Origin of the sequence: Streptomyces sp. R-74717 (assembly GCF_047305335.1) — a bacterium.
Lineage (GTDB): Bacteria > Actinomycetota > Actinomycetes > Streptomycetales > Streptomycetaceae > Streptomyces > Streptomyces atratus.
Genome location: NZ_CP102361.1, coordinates 4760429 through 4778791 on the forward strand (window position 1 = coordinate 4760429; position 18363 = coordinate 4778791).

General features: G+C 67.6%; 17 protein-coding genes and 1 tRNA gene. 13 read left to right on the forward strand and 5 right to left on the reverse strand.

Annotation, left to right across the window (positions count from 1 at the left end):
* Positions 1-58: 58 nt before the first annotated feature.
* From NRF20_RS21715 to NRF20_RS21730, 4 genes are all read right to left on the reverse strand, one after another.
* Entirely contained in the window at positions 59-1147 is a 1089-nt protein-coding gene (locus NRF20_RS21715; protein ID WP_398634334.1) for a PP2C family protein-serine/threonine phosphatase, read from the reverse strand.
* Between the two features lie 315 nt (positions 1148-1462).
* Positions 1463-1536: transfer RNA gene (locus NRF20_RS21720), tRNA-Met, on the reverse strand.
* Positions 1537-1689: 153 nt separating this feature from the next.
* Positions 1690-2889, reverse strand: coding sequence for a flotillin family protein (locus NRF20_RS21725; RefSeq protein ID WP_266359496.1), 1200 nt, complete (start codon positions 2887-2889; stop codon positions 1690-1692).
* Between the two features lie 96 nt (positions 2890-2985).
* Complete coding sequence (locus NRF20_RS21730; protein ID WP_093894655.1) at positions 2986-3207, reverse strand: hypothetical protein; 222 nt, start codon at positions 3205-3207, stop codon at positions 2986-2988.
* A 299-nt stretch (positions 3208-3506) separates the two neighbouring features.
* On the opposite strand from NRF20_RS21730, the gene NRF20_RS21735 reads away from it, so the two are divergent.
* The 8 genes from NRF20_RS21735 (at position 3507) to NRF20_RS21770 (ending at position 12445) form a co-directional block, all read left to right on the forward strand.
* On the forward strand, positions 3507-3917 hold the full coding sequence (locus NRF20_RS21735; protein WP_266359497.1) for an SHOCT domain-containing protein: 411 nt from the start codon (positions 3507-3509) through the stop codon (positions 3915-3917).
* Between the two features lie 229 nt (positions 3918-4146).
* On the forward strand, positions 4147-5535 hold the full coding sequence (locus NRF20_RS21740; protein ID WP_413753116.1) for an FAD-binding oxidoreductase: 1389 nt from the start codon (positions 4147-4149) through the stop codon (positions 5533-5535).
* 330 nt (positions 5536-5865) lie between these two features.
* The gene (locus tag NRF20_RS21745) at positions 5866-6744 is read left to right on the forward strand and encodes a hypothetical protein (protein ID WP_398634330.1); all 879 of its coding nucleotides are present in this window, start codon (positions 5866-5868) and stop codon (positions 6742-6744) included.
* A gap of 1743 nt (positions 6745-8487) precedes the next feature.
* Positions 8488-8826: a MerR family transcriptional regulator gene (locus NRF20_RS21750; RefSeq protein WP_266359503.1), complete on the forward strand. Its 339-nt coding sequence runs from the start codon at positions 8488-8490 to the stop codon at positions 8824-8826.
* A gap of 765 nt (positions 8827-9591) precedes the next feature.
* Positions 9592-9795, forward strand: coding sequence for a cold-shock protein (locus NRF20_RS21755; protein ID WP_030304224.1), 204 nt, complete (start codon positions 9592-9594; stop codon positions 9793-9795).
* A 320-nt stretch (positions 9796-10115) separates the two neighbouring features.
* Entirely contained in the window at positions 10116-11630 is a 1515-nt protein-coding gene (locus tag NRF20_RS21760) for a DEAD/DEAH box helicase (protein ID WP_398628582.1), read from the forward strand.
* A gap of 44 nt (positions 11631-11674) precedes the next feature.
* Positions 11675-12079 carry a CBS domain-containing protein gene (locus NRF20_RS21765; protein ID WP_398628581.1) on the forward strand — a complete coding sequence of 135 codons (405 nt, stop codon included), beginning with the start codon at positions 11675-11677 and terminating at the stop codon, positions 12077-12079.
* Between the two features lie 54 nt (positions 12080-12133).
* Entirely contained in the window at positions 12134-12445 is a 312-nt protein-coding gene (locus NRF20_RS21770; protein WP_327368876.1) for an SCO5918 family protein, read from the forward strand.
* A gap of 638 nt (positions 12446-13083) precedes the next feature.
* Here NRF20_RS21770 and NRF20_RS21775 read toward each other — a convergent pair.
* On the reverse strand, positions 13084-14433 hold the full coding sequence (locus NRF20_RS21775; protein WP_413753117.1) for a hypothetical protein: 1350 nt from the start codon (positions 14431-14433) through the stop codon (positions 13084-13086).
* A gap of 125 nt (positions 14434-14558) precedes the next feature.
* Here NRF20_RS21775 and NRF20_RS21780 point away from each other — a divergent pair, with 125 nt between their 5' ends.
* The 5 genes from NRF20_RS21780 (at position 14559) to NRF20_RS21800 (ending at position 18337) form a co-directional block, all read left to right on the forward strand.
* Positions 14559-14951 carry a hypothetical protein gene (locus NRF20_RS21780; RefSeq protein ID WP_266359513.1) on the forward strand — a complete coding sequence of 131 codons (393 nt, stop codon included), beginning with the start codon at positions 14559-14561 and terminating at the stop codon, positions 14949-14951.
* A gap of 307 nt (positions 14952-15258) precedes the next feature.
* On the forward strand, positions 15259-15426 hold the full coding sequence (locus NRF20_RS21785) for a hypothetical protein (RefSeq protein ID WP_266359515.1): 168 nt from the start codon (positions 15259-15261) through the stop codon (positions 15424-15426).
* 13 nt (positions 15427-15439) lie between these two features.
* Entirely contained in the window at positions 15440-16624 is a 1185-nt protein-coding gene (locus tag NRF20_RS21790) for a JmjC domain-containing protein (protein WP_413753118.1), read from the forward strand.
* Entirely contained in the window at positions 16621-17532 is a 912-nt protein-coding gene (locus NRF20_RS21795; RefSeq protein ID WP_413753119.1) for an aldo/keto reductase, read from the forward strand. Before NRF20_RS21790 ends, NRF20_RS21795 begins: the two co-directional genes overlap by 4 nt.
* 406 nt (positions 17533-17938) lie before the next feature.
* Positions 17939-18337 carry a hypothetical protein gene (locus NRF20_RS21800; protein ID WP_266359521.1) on the forward strand — a complete coding sequence of 133 codons (399 nt, stop codon included), beginning with the start codon at positions 17939-17941 and terminating at the stop codon, positions 18335-18337.
* The last annotated feature ends 26 nt before the right edge of the window (positions 18338-18363 follow it).

Below are 18363 nucleotides of genomic sequence, written 5' to 3' on the forward strand. Positions count from 1 at the left end.
CACGAAGCACCCGGCCCGCACGAAGCGCCCGATCCACACGAAGCGCCCGCCCCACCCGTCACATCGTTTCCAGGCCCACGATCTTCACGGTCCTGCGCCGGTCCGGCTGCCCCTCCGCGGGACGTACGACCGCGAGCAGCGCCATGTCGTCGGTCGTCTCGCCGCCCGTGTGCAGCCGCACGTCATCGGTCAGCGCGGACAGCAGCTCCTCGGGCCCCGGAAAGATCCGCCCGCGCAGCCGGGCCGCCGGGTCGTAGAAGACCCCATCGGCGTTCCGCGCCTCGGAGAGGCCGTCGGTGTAGAGGAGCAGGGTCGTCCCCGCCGGCAGATCCCACTCGTCCGCCCGGTCCGGCCACACCCCCAGGTCCATCCCGAGCGGCAGCGCGGGCACCGTGGGCCCCAGCACCTCCACCGCCCCGTCCGGGTGCAGCAGGATCGGCTCGGGGTGACCGCGGTTGACGATCCGCACCCGGGACACCCCGGACGGGATCTCGGCCAGTACGGCAGTGATGAAGCCCTCGACCGCGTCCAGCCCGCCCCGCGCCCCCTCCCGCGCCAGCGCCCGCTCCAGCCGCTGCGCCACGCCCTCCAGCGAACGCTCCTGTTCGGCCGCCTCCCGGAACGCCCCGATGGCAACCGCCACCGACTCCACGGCGTCGAGCCCCTTCCCCCGCACGTCCCCGACCACCAGCCGCACCCCCTGCGGGGTGTCCGCCACGGCGAACAGGTCGCCGCCGACGAACTCGTCCGCCTGCGCCGCCTCGTACCGCGCCGCCACATGCAGCCCGCCGATCCGGTCGGACGGCTTCGGCAGCACCGCCCGCATGGCGGTCTCCGCGATGACCCGCGCGGAGGCCAGCTGTTCATTGCCGCGCCGTACGACCGTGTTGATCACGACCGCGAGGGCCGAGACGGTGGCCAGGGTGAGCAACTCGATCAACGGCACGACCAACGGCAAAGAGTTGCCGGACAACCGCAGCACGGTGACGGCCACCATCGAGGCAATGCCGATACAGATGGTGCTGGACAGCGAGAAGAACGGCGCGGCGATCAGCGGCGCGGCAACGAACAGCGGAATGGCGGTGAAAATCGGCGGGGTGAGGAGATCGAACACCAGCCCGCCGAGGATCATCAGAGCGGGCAGCATGCGGACGAACCGCCGGGAGCGGGTGTCACCCTCGGCATGTCTGCCGCGCCGCTTCAGCCGCTTCCACACCTGTGGTCTCCTGCCCGGTACGCGCGCGGCTGCGGACGGTACCGCGCCCCACCCCCAGGCTCGCCGGAGCGGAGCCGTGCGGCGACTCTTCATCGGCCAATGGGGGGTACGTGCGTGGTGCAGATCACACGCCGTCCGGACCTGCCCCTTCACTGGCCCGCAGGCCGGCCGTGCCACGCCCCGGAGCGTTACGCGGAAATGAATCAGGCCCGGCACGCTGCATGCGTGCCGGGCCTGATTCTTCAGTAGCGGGGACAGGATTTGAACCTGCGACCTCTGGGTTATGAGCCCAGCGAGCTACCGAGCTGCTCCACCCCGCGTCGGTAAACACAACTCTACGGCATGTTCGGCATGCGAATGACCACTCGGCGAATCATGGCCACTCGGCGCCCGGTCCGTGCTCCTCGCGTGGTGACGGCGAACAGTGCGGCTCCGGCCCTCTCAGTTCGTCTCGGCGATACGAGGAGTGGCCTTCAGTTCGTCTCGGTGATGCGAGGGGTGACCTTCCCCTTGACCGCCGGGGGCTTCATCGGGTTCGCGCCGCGTTGCAGCGAGTGGAGGATCGCCAGCCCCTGGCTGACCACGCCCGCCGCCATCTCATTGACACCATTGGTGCCGTTGAGAACGGTGAGGTCGGCCCCCGACATGCCGCGGGCGGCCGCGTCGGCCAGGGCGGGCAGGTTCTCCACGATGCGGTTGGCCGCGATGAGCTCCTGGTTGCCGTCGCGCAGCGACTTGGCGCGCACGCTGTTGGCGTCGGCCTGCGCCTGGGCGAGGGTCCGTTCGGTGTACGCGCTGCCGTCCGCCTCGAACTTCACCCGGTCACGGGCCGCTTCCGCGAGAGTGCGCTGACGGTACGCCTCGGCATCCGCCGGACGCCGGACCTCCGCTTCGAGCCGTTGCGCGGCGAGAGCGGCCTGCCGCTCGGCCAGCGAGGTCTGCTCCTCGATGACCTCCTGCGAGGCCCTGGCCTGGGCGAGCGGTCCGGCCTGTGCGGCGCGGGCGTTGTACTGCTCGGTCTCGGCGAGGAAGCCGGCCCGCTTGATCGCGGTGTCACGTTCGTACTCCGCCTTGAGCGCGGCGGCCTGCTGCTCGCGCTGGCTGGCTTCCTGGTCGGCCTTGGCCTCGGCGATCCGGGCCTGGCTGGCGACCGCGGCGGCGTGCGGGGCGGCGAGGTTGTTGATGTAGCCGGTGGCGTCGTCGATCTCCTGGATCTGGAGGGCATCCACCACGATGCCGAGTTTCTCCATCTCGCCGTGGCTGCCCGCGATGACCTCCTGGGAGACCCGGTTGCGCTCGCGGATGATCTGCTCCACGGTCAGCCCGCCGATGATGGAACGCAGGTGACCGGCGAAGATCCGGCCGGCGAGCTCCTCCATCTGTTCCTGCTCGGACAGGAAGCGGCGCGCCGCGTTGGCGATGGACACGGCGTCGTCGCCGACCTTGAAGACGGCGACGGCCCGGACGTTGAGGCGGATGCCCTGCTGCGTCACGCAGTCCTCGGTGATCTCCGCCTCGCGCAGCGCCAGGGAGAGCATGCGCGCCTTCTGCTTCACGGGGAGCACGAAACTGCCGTGTCCGGTGACGATCCGGAACTGGGTGTCCAGCGTCTGCCCCTTGGAACCGGATATGAGCATCGCCTCGTTGGGTGCGGGAACGTGCCAGAAGAACATCGGAAGACTCCTGCCGTACGTGACTGCCCGACGTACCTACGTCACTGCTCGACGCAGATACCTCACTGCTCGGCGTGGTGACGTCACCGCTTCGGCTCAGGACGGCAGTCGTTCCACGATCACGCCCCGCGCCGAGACCGAATCGACGACAACGACGCGTACGTCCCTGTCGATCGACGTCGCCGACCATGCGGTGTAGGCCTCCGACCCACCCCGTACGGCCACCAGCACTTCGCCCGGACCATCGGCCGGAATCGGCACGGTGACGCGGCCTATCGCCCCGACCGGGCTCCGGGCGGACTCATCTGCCGTGTGCATGCGTCCTCGCGAACGTCCTCGCGAACGTCCCTGCGTACGCGTGCTCACGCCGCCGCTCACGCCGCCGCTCACGCCGCTCTCCGCGTCGCATCTCACGCCGCTTCATGAACACGAGGCGACCCCGCCTCCTGGAGGCTCGAGCCTCCCTCGACACTTCCACGGTACTCCGCACCCGCCCCGGAGGATCGCCCAGGAGGACGGCCCGAACGACAACGAGCGAGGGTGGTTATGTAGTGATATGACTGATTTACCATTCAGCCAGCCGACGCGATGAACTCGCGGTGATCGGGGAGCCGACAGTGGACGATTACCCCCTGCTCAACCTCTTCTGGACCATGCTCTGGTTCTTCCTCTGGATCATGTGGCTGTTCCTGCTCTTCAAGGTCATCTCGGACATCTTCCGCAGCGACGACCTCGGCGGCTGGGGCAAGGCCGGCTGGCTGATCGTGGCCCTGCTGCTGCCGTACCTAGGCGTCCTCGTGTACGTGATCGTGCGCGGCAAATCCATGGGAAAGCGGGACATCAAGGAGGTGCAGCAACGCGAAGCGGCCTTCAAGGCGTACGTACGCGAAGCCGCCGGCACCTCCGACGCGAGCGGCCCGAAGAAGGGCGGTCACGTCGACGACCTGGCGAAACTCGCCGAGCTGAAGGACAGGGGGGCCATCACGGACGAGGAGTACCAGCGGGCGAAGACGAAGCTCCTCGTCTGAGCGCATCCCCGCAGCCGTGACGCGCATGTCTCCCTCTGCCCGGTCCGGCGAACTGGCACGGCTCCCGGACCGCGGGGAGGCTTGAGACATCAGCCCACGGTGGCCGCTTCCGCCCGCGGTTCCGGGGGGCGCCGGAGCGTCGGCATACAGCTGCACACTCCGACGGCCCGCCAGGGCGGGCCGGGCGGAGTGCGGTCCCCATCTCGGCCAGCAGGGAGAGGGCCGGACCATGAACGGCACCACGCTCGAAACCCTGGACGCGATGCGGAGCGCGCTCCGCGGTCCCGTCATCGGTCCGCAGGACCCGGAGTACCGAACCGCCCGCACGATCTACAACGCCATGATCGACAAACGTCCGGCGGCCGTGGTGCGGTGCAGCGACACGGCGGACGTCATGGCCGCGGTCGATTTCGTCCGGGACGAGGGCCTCGTGCTCGCGGTCCGCGGCGGCGGGCACAGCGCCGCCGGCCTGTGCCTGGCGGACGACGGCGTCACCATCGACCTGTCACCCATGCGCTGGGCACACATCGACCCCACCGCGCGAACGGCCACGGTCGGCGGCGGCGCCACGCTCGGCGACCTCGACCACGCAGCGCACGCCTTCCAACTGGCCACCCCCGCCGGAATCCAGTCGACCACCGGCGTCGGCGGCCTCACCCTCGGCGGCGGCCACGGCCACCTCACCCGCAGATACGGCCTGACGGCCGACAACCTGCTGGCCGCGGACGTGGTCCTGGCGAACGGCACCGCGGTGACGGCGAGCGACACCACCCACCCCGACCTGTTCTGGGCGCTGCGGGGCGGGGGCGGCAACTTCGGCATCGTCACCTCCTTCACCTTCCGGATGCACCCGGTGGACACCGTGGGCGTCGCCATCACCCTCTGGCCGGTCGACCGGACCCCCGAAATACTGCGCTGGTACCGCGACTTCCTGCCACAGGCTCCCGAGGACCTGAACGGCTTCTTCGCCGCGCTCACCGTGCCGCCCGGTCCCCCTTTCCCGGAGGAGATCCAGGGCCAGAAGATGTGCGGTGTCGTGTGGTGCTGGACGGGCGACCCCGACCTCCTCGAAGCCACCCTGAAGCCCGTGAACGACCCCGGCGCGCCCGCCTTCCACTTCACGGCGCCAATGCCCTACACCACCCTGCAGTCCATGTTCGACGAGCTGCTCCCTGCCGGCCTGCAGTGGTACTGGCGCGGCAACTTCTTCGACCGGATCAGCGACGACGCCATCGCCGTACACGCCAAGTACGCCGAGAACCTCCCCACCGACCTGTCGACCACGCACCTGTACCCCGTCGACGGCGCCGCCCACCGGCCGGGCCCCGACGACACCGCCTGGGCCTACCGGGACGCGGTCTGGTCCGGCGTGATCGCGGGCATCGATCCGGACCCGGACAACGCCGAGAAGCTCAGGCAGTGGTGCGTCGACTACTGGGAGGAGCTGCACCCGCACTCCATGGGCGGTACGTACGTGAACTTCATCGGCGCGGGCGAAACCCCGGACCGGGTACGCGCCACCTACCGCGACCACTACGACCGCCTCGCGGCCGTCAAGCGCACCTACGACCCGCACAACTTCTTCCGCGCCAACCAGAACATCGAGCCGGCGGCCTGACCCGGCTGCATCGCCGGCCCCTGAGTCGCCGTCAACCGGACCGGCCGTCAGCACATCGCCGCAGACCCCTTCCGGTCCCATACGCGCGAAGGCCCGCACCCGGTATCCGGTATCGGCCGCATACAGCTCACCGTCCACGGGAGTGTCACACCGTCTACATAGCTGTAGACGGTCTACGTTGCACGGGCGTGGAGATGCGGCGAGAGGCCGGCGCGCAGGCGTGGCCGGGAGTGCGAGCCGGGCGCCTGATGCCGTTCACCGCTGTCACACAACAACGGGTCGCCCACTGCCCGTGCAGTGAAGCACCGAACGGTCGACCAGGAGTGCGCTTTGGGACAGTCGGAATTCCTCACCGCGGTGGATGTCGCCAGTGAGCGCCAGTACGTGATGAAGAAGCTCCCGGAGGTCACTCTGGCCTTCTGGGTCATGAAGATCGCCGCCACCACCCTCGGCGAGACGGCCGGAGATCTGTTCTCCCAGACGCTGCAACTGGGCTATTTCCTCACCACGATCGCACTGTTCCTGGTGTTCGTGCTGACGTTGGTGGTGCAGTTGCGGTCCAAGCGCTACAACCCGTTCTTCTACTGGACGGTCATCCTGTCCACGAGCATGGCCGGCACCACCATGTCGGACTTCATGAACCGTGACGCCAGCGCCGAGTACCTCACGGCGGGCACGACCTCGCTGGGCCGGGGCCCGCAGGGCCTGGGCCTTGGATACCCCGCGGGTGCCACGATCCTGATCTCTCTGCTGATCGCCATCTTCATCGTCTGGAAGCTCGCCGGACAGACCTTCGCCATCCGCGACATCGTCACCTTCCGTGGCGAGGCCCTCTTCTGGTCCGCGATCCTGGTGTCGAACACACTGGGCACATCCATGGGCGACTTCCTCTCCGACAGCTCCGGCCTCGGCTACGCCGGCGGCGCCCTGCTCGTCACGGCGCTCCTGGCCGTACTCGCCGCCCTGATGCGGGTGCCGGCCGTCCCCAATGTCGCGCTGTTCTGGATCGCCTTCGTCCTCACCCGCCCTCTGGGCGCCACCGCCGGCGACTTCCTCACCAAGCCTGCCGCCAAGGGCGGCCTCGATCTCGGCACGCCGGGTTCCTCGGCCGTACTCCTGGTCATCCTCCTCGGCCTCATGGCCTACGCCCACGCGCAGGAGCGCAAGAACACCGCCCAACGGGGCGAACGCGACGCCAAGCCGTCGTGACCACATGTTCCTTTGTTGTGCGCGACCGCAACGGCTCGTCCGACACTCCGAGACGTCACTTCGTAAAGCACAGGCACCTGGAGCGTCGAAGCCCCGGGAGGAGACATGGTGTTCGGTCCGCCCAGGGGACCGGAACGGGGGGCTGGCGCAAGAGCCCCCCGTACAACGAAGCGCCCCGCCCGGCAGAAACCGGTCGGGGCGCTGAGCCGCAGGTCAGAGGGGTTCCCCCCTCACCCGCCACGCGTAGGCCGTGTGGGACTCGAACCCACAACCAACGGATTAAAAGTCCCGGCAGGGTCCTGCCGGGACTTCCGCCAGCTTCCACGCTGGTCCAGAAATGCCTAGTCAGAGGCATGTCGCATGCTGGCCGGTCCAAGGTTGTGTGCGCCATGTCAGCACGTCCGCTCACGCATCGCTCACGCATCCAGGCCCCGTTGAAGACGACCGAGCCAACACACCTTCCAAATGTTCATCAGGGATCCGAGGTGGGTCGGTGGGCGTGCCGGCCTGGAGCGGAGAGGTCGGCAGGTGGGTTCCTCAACGATCCCGGACACCGGTGGATGGGACCAGAACTGAGACCGCGGCGCGGCCGGAGCCTTGCCGGTCAAGAGCAGACAGCAGTCAGCCGTGGCGGGTTCGAGTTTGAACCAGCGGCCCCTTTGTCCCAAATGAGGTTCGGCGAAGATCGTGACCTGCGAGGAAATCCCGGGCGCTCCGGCGCGCGCTGGCAATGCATGCCGTGGAGAGGGCAGTTGCCACGTTGACGCTCATTGTGTTCATCAGGCCACCCTGATCTCTGGATCGTCACGCAGGTCCTATCTGGCGGCGCTTGTGCCCGGCCTGCGGTGTGTCAACCGCACGAGCCCGCGCGTGTCCTGAGCGATCATCCGCATGGCCAGACGTGGCGACTGCGGTGTTCGCGGCGTCGAGGCTGCACGTAACGGCGCTGGTCGGAGCGGGCGAGCCTGGCTGGAGCGGGGCTGCCGCACACCCGTTCCGTGACCGAGGCCGACTATCTCTCCGCCCGGGTAACGGAAATCTATGTCGGCCAGAGTAGACATTGGGTGGTGGTGTGGTTATGGTTTCTCTCGTAGCCCAGAGAGACAGCAGGGCCCGGCAGAGACGAACTGCCGGGCAGCAGTAACCGCAGTTGCAGTTCGCAGGACGGTGCGGTGGTGGAGTTCCGAAGCCAGGGTTGTTGCAGGACGGCGACGGGACTGGCGACCGGACCGGGTGGCCCGCAGTGATCAGGGGCCGCCGTGAGCAGTACCCGCAAGTGCAGTACGCAGCAGTGAAGTCAGTGAGCAGCACCTCGGTGAAGGCGTCGGCTGCGGACGCGCGCACCGGGAGGTTCGGCAGTGGGGTTCTAAGCCAGAGCAGATGCAGGACGGGCGACGGGGCTGGCTGTCGAAAAGTGGCGCTGGCACAGGCCACAGAGCAGTACGCAGGAGAGCAGTACCAGCAGTAGGTAAGTGATGATCCCAGAGGGAAGAACGGAGGAGCCAGGCGCCATCAGGATCGCCCGGGTGGAAGTTTTGAGCCCGGGTACCGCAGGACATCGATAGCGAGGTGGTCTCCGGTCAAGCAACCGCGATCCCCGCACCCCCGACAACTTCCAGGTCGGGTCAGCGGAAATAGAAGGCCGGCGCAGTATCAGGGTCGGCAGATGGTGTAGCAGTTCCTTCGGGGCTCGGGTGCCGTACGGCACCCGAGCCCCTCCACGCGTTCCACAGAGAGGTGCAAATGACAGCAGACGACTCGTTCGGCCGTCTCAACGACGACGACTACCCTGCCTACACGATGGGCCGGGCCGCCGAGATGCTCGGTACCACACAAGGTTTCCTCCGCGCCATCGGAGAAGCCCGCCTGATCACCCCGCTGCGTTCCGAGGGCGGCCACCGGCGCTACTCCCGCTACCAGCTGCGCATCGCCGCACGCGCCCGCGAACTCGTCGACCAGGGCACCCCCATCGAGGCCGCCTGCCGCATCATCATCCTCGAGGACCAGCTCGAAGAAGCCCAGCGCATCAACGCCGAATACCGCCACGCCGCCGAATCAGAGAACCCGACGACCGCGGGCTGACGCGTGGCTTCTGGGTCAACTGCCTTGACCAGGATGTTCCCTTCGCCCACATCTTCGTCGTGGGCGTTCTGCTGCGGCGGAGGAGCCAGGGTGACCGCCTCCGTCTGCCGCATGTCGTAGGACGCTTCATCGGCAGGAAGGTGTGAGGCAAGGGCCGCGGGAACTGTGAAGTGGTTTGACGCGCAGAACGGCTGCGGCTTCACCGCCCGGACAGTGGCGGCTCGGACGTGTTCGCCCACCGTACGGCGATCAGCCCGCGCGCGGAGCGTACTGCTGCCCCGGGCAGGTCCTGCTGTCCGACTGGTTCGCACGAACGGTGGGCGTCGGCCGCCTTCAGTCTCAGTCCATGGTGGTGGGATCTGGGGCACTCGTGAGAGCGCCGCGCAGCAGCGCTGCGCTGATCTGCGTCGGGACCCGTATACGGGCTGATGGGCCGCCGTAAACGACGACCGCTCTTCCTGGAACGCTGTGTTCCGGGTGGATCAATATCTATGACCGCGAGACGAGAGTTTAATGTGCCGCGCGGACAGTGTGTTTACTGCAACGGGCAGAGCGGAATTATTGACCGTACGCAGGCCGCTACCGCATGCTACTGTCGATCTCAGTTGCAGTCGTGGTTCCCAAAAACCTCAACGCCTTTCGTCGGCATTTTTAGCTGCGGGGAGCGTTTTGTATTTCCGGTCATCTCCGGGCGGGGCATCATCGCGGCGACCCGGTATCCGTGGATTGCGGGTTCCGGCGTACTGCCCCACAAGGAGATATGACATGGCGTCTGGCACTGTGAAGTGGTTCAACGCGGCCAAGGGTTTCGGCTTCATCGAGCAGGACGGTGGCGGCGCTGACGTGTTCGCCCACTTCTCGAACATCGCCGCTCAGGGCTTCCGTGAGCTGCTCGAAGGTCAGAAGGTCACCTTCGACATCGCGCAGGGCCAGAAGGGCCCGACGGCTGAGAACATCGTTCCTGCCTGACGCTGACGCGCACTTCGTAGCTGGGGCCCGCATCCCTCGGGGTGCGGGCCCCAGCTACGGGCATTCCCCGGGGCTTCCCTGTGGGGCAACGACGCCCGTAGATCCCTCTCCAGGAATGCGGACCTCTTTGAAGATGCACCCGTAGACGTCCGGGATCTCACGTCCGCATGACGTCACCCATTTCATCGCCTGCACTTGCACCGGATTCACCGCGGGCCAGATCTGCTTTCGCATTTCGTTCGGCTCGTTCTTGTGATTCCCCGCGCTGTTCTTCTGCTGCGAGAATTCCTTGATACGTGCCGTATCAAGGAAGGTTCTGAATGAACCCCTCACGTACGAACAACCGCTCCTCCCGCAGCCGTACCGGCGGTCCCGCCTTCGGCTCCGGCGCCGGTTCGCACCGGGGCAACCGCTTCGGCACGCCCGCCCCGAGCCGTTCCGGAGGGCCGAGCCGCCCAGGCGGCCGCGGCCGGCGGCCCGCGGCGGCCTCGGGCGAGTTCGCCCTGCCCAAGACGATCACTCCCGCGCTGCCCGCCGTCGAGGCGTTCGCCGACCTCGACATGCCCGAGCAGTTGCTGGCCTCGCTCACCGCGCAAGGCATGAGCGTCCCGTTCCCGATCCAGGGCGCGACCCTGCCCAATACCCTCGCGGGCCGCGACGTCCTCGGTCGCGGGCGCACCGGCTCCGGCAAGACCCTCGCCTTCGGCCTGGCCCTGCTGGCCCGCACCGCCGGGCAGCGCGCCGAGCCCGGCCAGCCGCTGGCCCTGATCCTCGTGCCGACGCGTGAACTGTCACAGCAGGTGACCGACGCTCTTACCCCCCACGCACGCTCGGTGAGGCTGCGCCTGGCCACTGTCGTCGGCGGAATGCCGATCGGCAGGCAGGTCAGCGCGCTGCGCCGTGGTGCCGAAGTCGTCGTCGCGACGCCGGGCCGCCTCAAGGACCTCATCGACCGGGGTGACTGCCGGCTGAACCAGGTCGCGATCACCGTCCTGGACGAGGCCGACCAGATGGCCGACATGGGCTTCATGCCACAGGTCACCGCGCTCCTGGACCAGGTCCGCCCCGAGGGCCAGCGGATGCTGTTCTCCGCCACACTCGACCGCAACGTCGACCTCCTGGTCCGCCGCTACCTCACCGACCCGGTCGTCCACTCCGTCGACCCGTCCGCAGGGGCGGTCACCACGATGGAGCACCACGTACTGCATGTCCACGGCGCCGACAAGCACCGGATGACGACGGAGATCGCGGCGCGCGAGGGCCGGGTGATCATGTTCCTGGACACCAAGCACGCTGTCGACCGGCTGACGCAGAATCTGCTGAGCAGCGGGGTGCGGGCCGGCGCCCTGCACGGCGGGAAGTCGCAGCCGCAGCGCACCCGGACCCTGGCCCAGTTCAAGACCGGGCATGTCACTGTGCTCGTCGCGACGAACGTCGCGGCGCGCGGTATTCACGTCGACAATCTCGACCTCGTTGTCAACGTCGACCCGCCGACCGACCACAAGGACTACCTCCACCGCGGCGGCCGTACCGCGCGGGCCGGCGAGTCCGGCAGCGTCGTCACTCTGGTCACCCCCAACCAGCGCCGCGACATGAGCCGCCTCATGGCAGCCGCCGGCATCGTGCCGCAGACCACTCAGGTCCGCTCGGGCGAGGAGGCACTCAGCCGGATCACCGGCGCCCAGACCCCCTCCGGCATTCCCGTGACGATCACCACGCCGGTGGCCGAGCGACGTCAGCGCAGCCGCAGCGCGGCCTCCCGCGGTCGACGCAGCCCCGCTTCGACTGCCCGGCGCACGATCGTGCGGCAGTCCTCCTTCGACGCGGCGGCCTAGAACCCTTGATCAGAAAACTGGCCCATCTCTGCAGGAGGCACATCTTGGCACTGGTTCAGATGCAACCCCGCCCGGCGAGCGCCACCCCCGCGCACAGGACAGTGGCCGACACCATGGACACGGCCGGACCGCAGGTCTGCGACGACATGACCATCGAAGTCGCCCTGGCCGTCATGACCAGTGCCCGCACCGAGCACCTGCTCGTCTGCGACAACGACGGCCTGTGCACCCAACTGGTCACCCAGGCCCAGCTCGCCGCGGTCCGTGACAGCCCCGCGTACACGGACCGGGTCCAGCTACGCGACATTCTCGACAACCGCGGGCCGTTCACCTCACCCGCTACCACGATCGCCGAAGCCCAGCACGCGATGCGCGGCCGCCGGTCCGGTGCCCTGCCGGTCGTCGACGAGCAGGGCAGCGCTCCGGGCGTCCTCGCCCTTGCCCACTGAACCGCCTCACCGCGGCGAAACCATTCCCCTTCATTCTTCTCCCTGTGAGGCATCATGCGCTGTGTCATCGCCCGCTTCCCGTTCGACCTCACCAAGAGCGGCGTCCTGGAATCCATGAAGGGCATCAAGCCCGAACAGGTCATCGGCGAGTCCGTGATCATCGGCCGCCGCACCTACCCCGTCAAGCAGGTCGGGCAGGTCATCACACGCCAGGACCGCCGCGATTTCAGCGCCGGCGAAATCCTCCGGGCCATGACCCAACTCGGCTTCACCTGCCCCGGCCTTCCCCACACCGCCGCGCCCACGCGCGTCCTCAACCCGTTCCAACAGGCTTCCGCGATGCTCGGCGCCCCTGCCGCCGTCTGACCGACGCGCAGGCGCAAGCCGCCACCAAAACAACAGTGAGGGTCCTCAGCGCGCAGCAGTGGATTCAGTGGTCGGAGTAGCTGAAGTCGCCCATGGTCCAAGCGCTGACGTCATCGATCGCCACCAAGACCTCCGACACCCGCTGCCTCCAGACTGCTTCGGGAGTCAGCCGCCTCGAACGGCGACGGGCCGCGAACGCGGTGAGCGGCGAGGAAGCCGTCGAGGCTTCGACGCTCCTTCGGTGAGGGGGAGATCCAGCCTGTCGGTTGGGGTCGTCTGGTCAGCGTCTCGCCTCTCGGCGGACAACCGTTCGCCCCCGACGAGGCCGCAGGAGAGCGGCCCCCTGGCCGACTGGGCCGCTTGGGTTACCACGTGCGGCGCGTCGTCCTCGGGGCCGCTCTGAAAAGCACGGAGAGCGCTACCTCGCGGCACTCAACGCCGGTGAATCAGCAGACGCACACGAAGCCGCTGTCGCGGTTAATCAAGTGCTGGAAGAGCAGGGCGCCGGCGGAAACGAGACGGGTCCGTAACTGGAAGCCTGACTGCCCTGCCGGCCAGATCCTGCTTGCCTGACCCGCGCGCCGCCCAGACGAGGAGGGCGGTGCGGCGCCCGCCTCATCGCCCTCTCTCCAGGGTCACTACCCCTTCAGCGTCGCGACCTGGCGAGCGCGTTCGCCGAGTTCTCTTACGGCCCGGACCTTCCGGTGGGGAGCGAGCCGCTTCCGCATCGTCTCGAAGTGCTCGTCGCCGCGAGCGGTTGACAAGCCCACGTAGTCGTCAAGGAACGTATTCCAGGTGCTGCACGCCTCCTCGATGTGTCCCAGTTCGTACTGGCGTTGGGCCATCACGCCGTTGGCGTGGAGTCGGCCCTGCCGTTCCTGTTTGGGTTGTGCCCGGACCGAGCTCTTCAGAGCCGCGATCGAGCCCGCCAGGTCTTTCGTCTCGTAGAGGACGTGGGCGACGTGGAACTGGTAGGCCGCTTGGTCGTATCCGCCGACAGCATCTCGGCGTGAGTCGGCCTTCGAGAGCGCTGCTTCGGCTTCACGCAGGCGAGTGAATGCCTGCTTCCGGTCGCCGACCATGGCTGCCGAGTGTGCCTGCTGACCTCGAAGGAACGCCACCAGCCGCGGGCCGGCCTTGGGTGCAGCTTCGGCAGCTGAGTCCGCGAGCTTCAAGGCCATCTGCCCATGGCGCAGATGTGATGCCTGAAGGCTCATGCCGCGCAGAGTGCGGCAGTAGGTGACGTGGTCAGCAGCAGCCTTGGCGAGGTTCAACGCCTTTACGTAGTACTGCTGTCCGAGGCCGTGCTCTCGTTCGTACATCGCCATCCACCCGGTCAGGTAGGTCAGGTCGGAGGCGGCGGAGAGCATGTCGTTTCTGACCGGCTCGGTTGCTTGGGCTCGCAGGTAGGGCGCGACGGTGTTGACGAGGAATGCCGCGGCCATTGGGCGGGCGTGGCCGCCGCCCAGCTCGTCGAGGATGTCTGCGATGCGGTCGGTCATGGTCCGTACGGTCGCGACTTCGCCCGGCCCGATACGGCCTGTGGGTTTCGTGGCGCGTTCGCGTTCCTCTGCGTGCGCCTCGCCTGCGAAGAGGGGCACGACGAGAGCAGCCGAGTACAAGCCGGCGGCGAGCACGCCGCGTCGTGAGGGGTCCATATCAGCCCTGCCCAGATCCAAGAGGGACTCGACAGTGTCTCCGCTGCCGGAGTCCTCTCCGCCCTTCGGAGGCTGCAGACCCGCTTCCGCATAGGTCACGGGGCGGCCGATCTTGCGTTCGAGTACCTCGATGATGATCGGCCTGACCTGCTCCCTTGGCTGCGTCCCGCTCAGCCAGTGCGAAACGGCGGAGTGGTCGTACTTCAGGGTCATACCGACCTGGACACCGGTGCGGTTCACCGCATTGGCGAGCTGGGTACGCGACCATTGCGCCTGCTTAAGCAGGGTTTCGAGTCCCGTATTGCGGTCGTCCTGGGGTGCTTTGGCCATTGCCAACTCCCGTAGGTTTCACGGCTTTCACGGTCACGCCTCCCTCCTACGGTACCCGGATGGGCACATCTCGCAGTTAGCTCTTCACACGCCGCAACCAAAAGCGGACACGAGAGGAGCGCGTGATGACCGCCGTGACAGACAAGGACCGATCCCCGAGCGTCGACGCTGCCGATCCGGAGGCACTGCCGATCGACGTCGAAGCCATCAGCGATGTCGTGACGAAGGCTTTGGCCATCACGCTGTCCATGCCTGATCGGCAGGAAATCGACCTGACAGCCACCCAGTTGCGTGGAGCGCTGAACCTGTTCGTGACGGAAGAGCTGGGCTTCGACGAGGACCCGGTCGTTCGGCAGATGTACAGAGACGCTTACCGCCTGACGGAGCTGAACGCCCGGCCGACGGCTGAGACTCCGCAGTTCGTTGCCTTCGAGTACACGCGTGAACTCGGCCGACTGACGAGACGTTTCGTCAGTCTCTACCGCGAGCGCCATCCGGAGGGCACCAACGATGGGTAGCCACCGGAGACGCCGGTGACCGACAAGCGGCGGCTGCACGACTGGCGTGAGTGGGCGGGCGCTCTCCTCCCCTTGCTTGTCACCGCCCCCCTCGGCCTTCTGATCTGGTATTTCGGCGACCACTAGCCCCACAGACTCCGCCTCCGAGCGACGACTCATGGCTTCCCCAACGGCCTGACGCCGCAGAGGCGGGAAGAACCCTGCCCGGCTGTTCTCGTGAGGGTCGGCAGTCGGGCGGGCGTACGACGAGTGCGGAGGACCGCTCCGTACTCGACCGGCAAGTGCAAGAGAAGAAGAGGAGTCAGCGATGGAGATCCAGCACGAAACGCAGGCGGACTCGGCGCACACAGCCCTGACGGCGCCCATCACGGGTGACAGCCTGCTCGTCGCCCGTGCGCAGGTGAAGGCGGCGCGGGAGCGTGCGTTCATCCCGTCGGACAACACCGGCGGCCGGTCCGACAGCAACGATTCCTGACGGGACCGGACACATGACCGCTCAGCCCCACGCGGTCGTCGAACGCCTCGGCGAGGACTTCCTCGCCGAGGCGTTCGGCCGCACCTTCCGCGTCATTCCTGGCGATGCCCAGTGCATTGCCGGACTCCTCGACTGGGACGACCTCAACGAGATCATCGCCCGGCACCGCCTGGAACCACCGCGGCTCCGTCTCTCCGCCGACGGCGTGGTCGTTCCCCTCGATGCCTACACCGTGCGTGAAGTAGCCAGGCGCCGAACGGTATGGCATCGAATCCACCCCGCCTCCCTGCACGAACAGCTCGCCCAGGGCGCCACCATGGTGATCGACGCATTCGATGAACTGCACCGAGGCGTACATGGCCTTGCCCATGCTCTTGAGGCCAGGCTCCGCTCCAAGGTCCAGGTGAACCTGTACGCCTCCTGGAAGCCGCGCGAGGGCTTCGGGGTGCACTGGGACGACCACGACGTGGTAGTCGTCCAAGTGGACGGCCGGAAACGCTGGAAGATCTACGGACCGACCCGCGTCGCCCCCATGTACCGCGACGTGACCGAGACCGCCCCGCCGCCCGACGAGCCCGTCGCAGAGTTCGTCCTCACACCGGGGGACATCCTCTACCTGCCCCGTGGCTGGTGGCACGCCGTCTCTGCGTCCGAGGGGCAGCGGTCGCTCCACTTGACGTGCGGGCTCAGCTCCACGACCGGCGTCGACCTCGTGTCCTGGGTTCTGGACACCCTGCGAGCAGAACAGACAGTCAGGGCAGACCTCCCTCATTTCGGGTCCTCCGATCAAAAGCAGCATGTCGTTGACCAGGTGCGCGACCTGCTCGTCAAAGAAATGGCTGACGGAAGCCTGATCGATCGCTACTTCCAGCACCGGGACGCGGACGAGCCCGTACGGTTCCGGCCCAGCCTGCCCTTCGTGGACGCAGTACCGGCCGACCCTGGCGTCAGGGCGCGGATGCTCACCGCACGCCACGCGCTCAGCACGACGGACGACGGCAACGTCGTTCTGACGGCAGGCGGCGAGTCCTGGACCTTCACAGCACCCGCGCTGCCCTTGCTGAAGCGTCTCGCCGACCGATCGGAACACCGGCTCGCCGACCTCGTCAGCGACACCGAACTCACTCTGGGGCAGGCGGCTGCCGTGATCAGTGAACTCGTGAACGGCCAGGTCGCCTCGGTCAGGGGCACGCAGTGAGGGGCGCCGAACTCGGCCTGGGCACCTATCGCACGGCCGGCGTTGCGGCCGCCGCCCAGGCCGCGATCGACCAAGACGTCTCCTGGATCGATACGGCCCCGAACTACCAGCGCGGCACAGCCGAGGAGCAGCTGGCCCCCGTGCTAGGCGCCTTCCCGTCCGTACGTGTGTCGACGAAGGTGGGTTTCCTGGACGCTGCCCGCCAGGTGCGGGCGACGAAGGAGGGCGTGCTCACCCCTTCGCGGACCGGGAAGGGGTACTGCCTCGAACCGTCATATGTGAGGTGGCAGGCAGCACAGAGCAAGGCCGCCCTCGGCCGGATCCCCGACATCACGTTCGTCCACAACCCCGAACACGGTGGACCAGAGCCACACGAGCTCGACGCCCGCCTTCTCGAAGCGTTCCGGACGCTGGAGGAGTGCTGCCGGCAAGGGCTGATCAAGACGTACGGGGTGGCCACGTGGTCGGCGCTGCACGACGGGTCGCTGACGGTCGGCCGCCTCATGGAACTGGCCCACAAGGCCGGAGGCATGACCAACAAGTTCGCAGCGATCCAGCTCCCTTTGAGCCTCGTGCAGCTGGGGCCCATCGCCGACGCACTAAACGGCTGGGGCGTTCTCTTCGACGCCCACGCCGCCGGCCTGGAAGTCTTCGCCTCGGCGCCACTCCACGGCGGAGAGCTGCTAGAGATGGTCACTCCCACCGTCGCGCAGGAAGTGCTTCCTGGAGCCACGCCCATGCAACTGCTGCTCGGGACGGTCGCCTCCACCCCCGGCGTGACACGGATCCTGCTGTCGGCCAGCACCACAAGCCATTGGACGGCAGCCGAGCAAGCCGTAGCCCCGCCCCTCCCACGCCTCTTCGACACCACCGAACTGAGAAAGATCGTCGACGCCTTCCGCGCCTGACCACGCCACAGCAGAACGAATGCGACGAGCATTCGAGTACGCCGCCGCAATCTTCTCTCTCGATGCCGCTGGCGGTGAGGACACCTGGGGGTGGGACGGTAAGACCCTGAGCGGCCCGGCCAGCGGCCACCTCTGGCTGCGGGTGGCCGAGACCAGGGCAGAGAAAGCAGCCAGCGCATCCTGGAAGGGCCCGGAAGAAGCACACGAAGCGATGCCGGACCGCATTCCGCGGCCTCGCTTCCGAGGGGCTTTCGAATGGTCGGCGGACGCGTACGCCTATCGTGCGGAGGTCCACGACCGCGCCGATGGCCGGCCGCTCAATCGGTCGCCCTTGGCGCCATCGCGACTGGACCTCTCCCCCGTGTGGTGGGCCCAGCTACGCGATGCGCTGGACACGATTTCCCTCGTGTCCACAAGCCGTGTGGCTGTTCGCCAAGAACGGCTCTGCTGGGCCTTGCCCCGCTTCCTCGGGACGGACGTGGCCACCGAGGTCCTGGAGTGGAGTACCGCACACGCCGACATCCAGTGGTCGAATCTGACCGGTCCAGAGCTCTGCATCCTGGACTGGGAGCGGTGGGGACTGGCTCCTGCCGGCTACGACGCGGCCACCCTCTACATCTCCAGCCTCGCTGTCCCTTCGGTTGCAGACCGCGTCCTTCGCGAGTTCAAGCCCATCCTGCAGTCCGCCTCCGGCCGCTTCTCCCAGCTGGTCGTGGCCAGCGAGTACCTCCAGGGGATCGAGCGCGGGAACAACCTGGAACTCGAAGTGCCCTTGCGGAAGCACCTCGCCCGCCTGCTCGGTTGACCCTCCCTGTCCACCTGCTTGAGAGC

What these genes read in the sequence shown, in the direction of transcription:
- NRF20_RS21715 (WP_398634334.1), bottom strand. Translation starts at nt 1,147, where the DNA reads ATGCTGCCCGCTCTGATGATCCTCGGCGGGCTGGTGTTCGATCTCCTC.
- NRF20_RS21725 (WP_266359496.1), bottom strand. Translation starts at nt 2,889, where the DNA reads ATGTTCTTCTGGCACGTTCCCGCACCCAACGAGGCGATGCTCATATCC.
- NRF20_RS21730 (WP_093894655.1), bottom strand. Translation starts at nt 3,207, where the DNA reads ATGCACACGGCAGATGAGTCCGCCCGGAGCCCGGTCGGGGCGATAGGC.
- NRF20_RS21740 (WP_413753116.1), top strand. Translation starts at nt 4,147, where the DNA reads ATGAACGGCACCACGCTCGAAACCCTGGACGCGATGCGGAGCGCGCTC.
- NRF20_RS21750 (WP_266359503.1), top strand. Translation starts at nt 8,488, where the DNA reads ATGACAGCAGACGACTCGTTCGGCCGTCTCAACGACGACGACTACCCT.
- NRF20_RS21755 (WP_030304224.1), top strand. Translation starts at nt 9,592, where the DNA reads ATGGCGTCTGGCACTGTGAAGTGGTTCAACGCGGCCAAGGGTTTCGGC.
- NRF20_RS21760 (WP_398628582.1), top strand. Translation starts at nt 10,116, where the DNA reads ATGAACCCCTCACGTACGAACAACCGCTCCTCCCGCAGCCGTACCGGC.
- NRF20_RS21770 (WP_327368876.1), top strand. Translation starts at nt 12,134, where the DNA reads ATGCGCTGTGTCATCGCCCGCTTCCCGTTCGACCTCACCAAGAGCGGC.
- NRF20_RS21775 (WP_413753117.1), bottom strand. Translation starts at nt 14,433, where the DNA reads ATGGCCAAAGCACCCCAGGACGACCGCAATACGGGACTCGAAACCCTG.
- NRF20_RS21780 (WP_266359513.1), top strand. Translation starts at nt 14,559, where the DNA reads ATGACCGCCGTGACAGACAAGGACCGATCCCCGAGCGTCGACGCTGCC.
- NRF20_RS21785 (WP_266359515.1), top strand. Translation starts at nt 15,259, where the DNA reads ATGGAGATCCAGCACGAAACGCAGGCGGACTCGGCGCACACAGCCCTG.
- NRF20_RS21790 (WP_413753118.1), top strand. Translation starts at nt 15,440, where the DNA reads ATGACCGCTCAGCCCCACGCGGTCGTCGAACGCCTCGGCGAGGACTTC.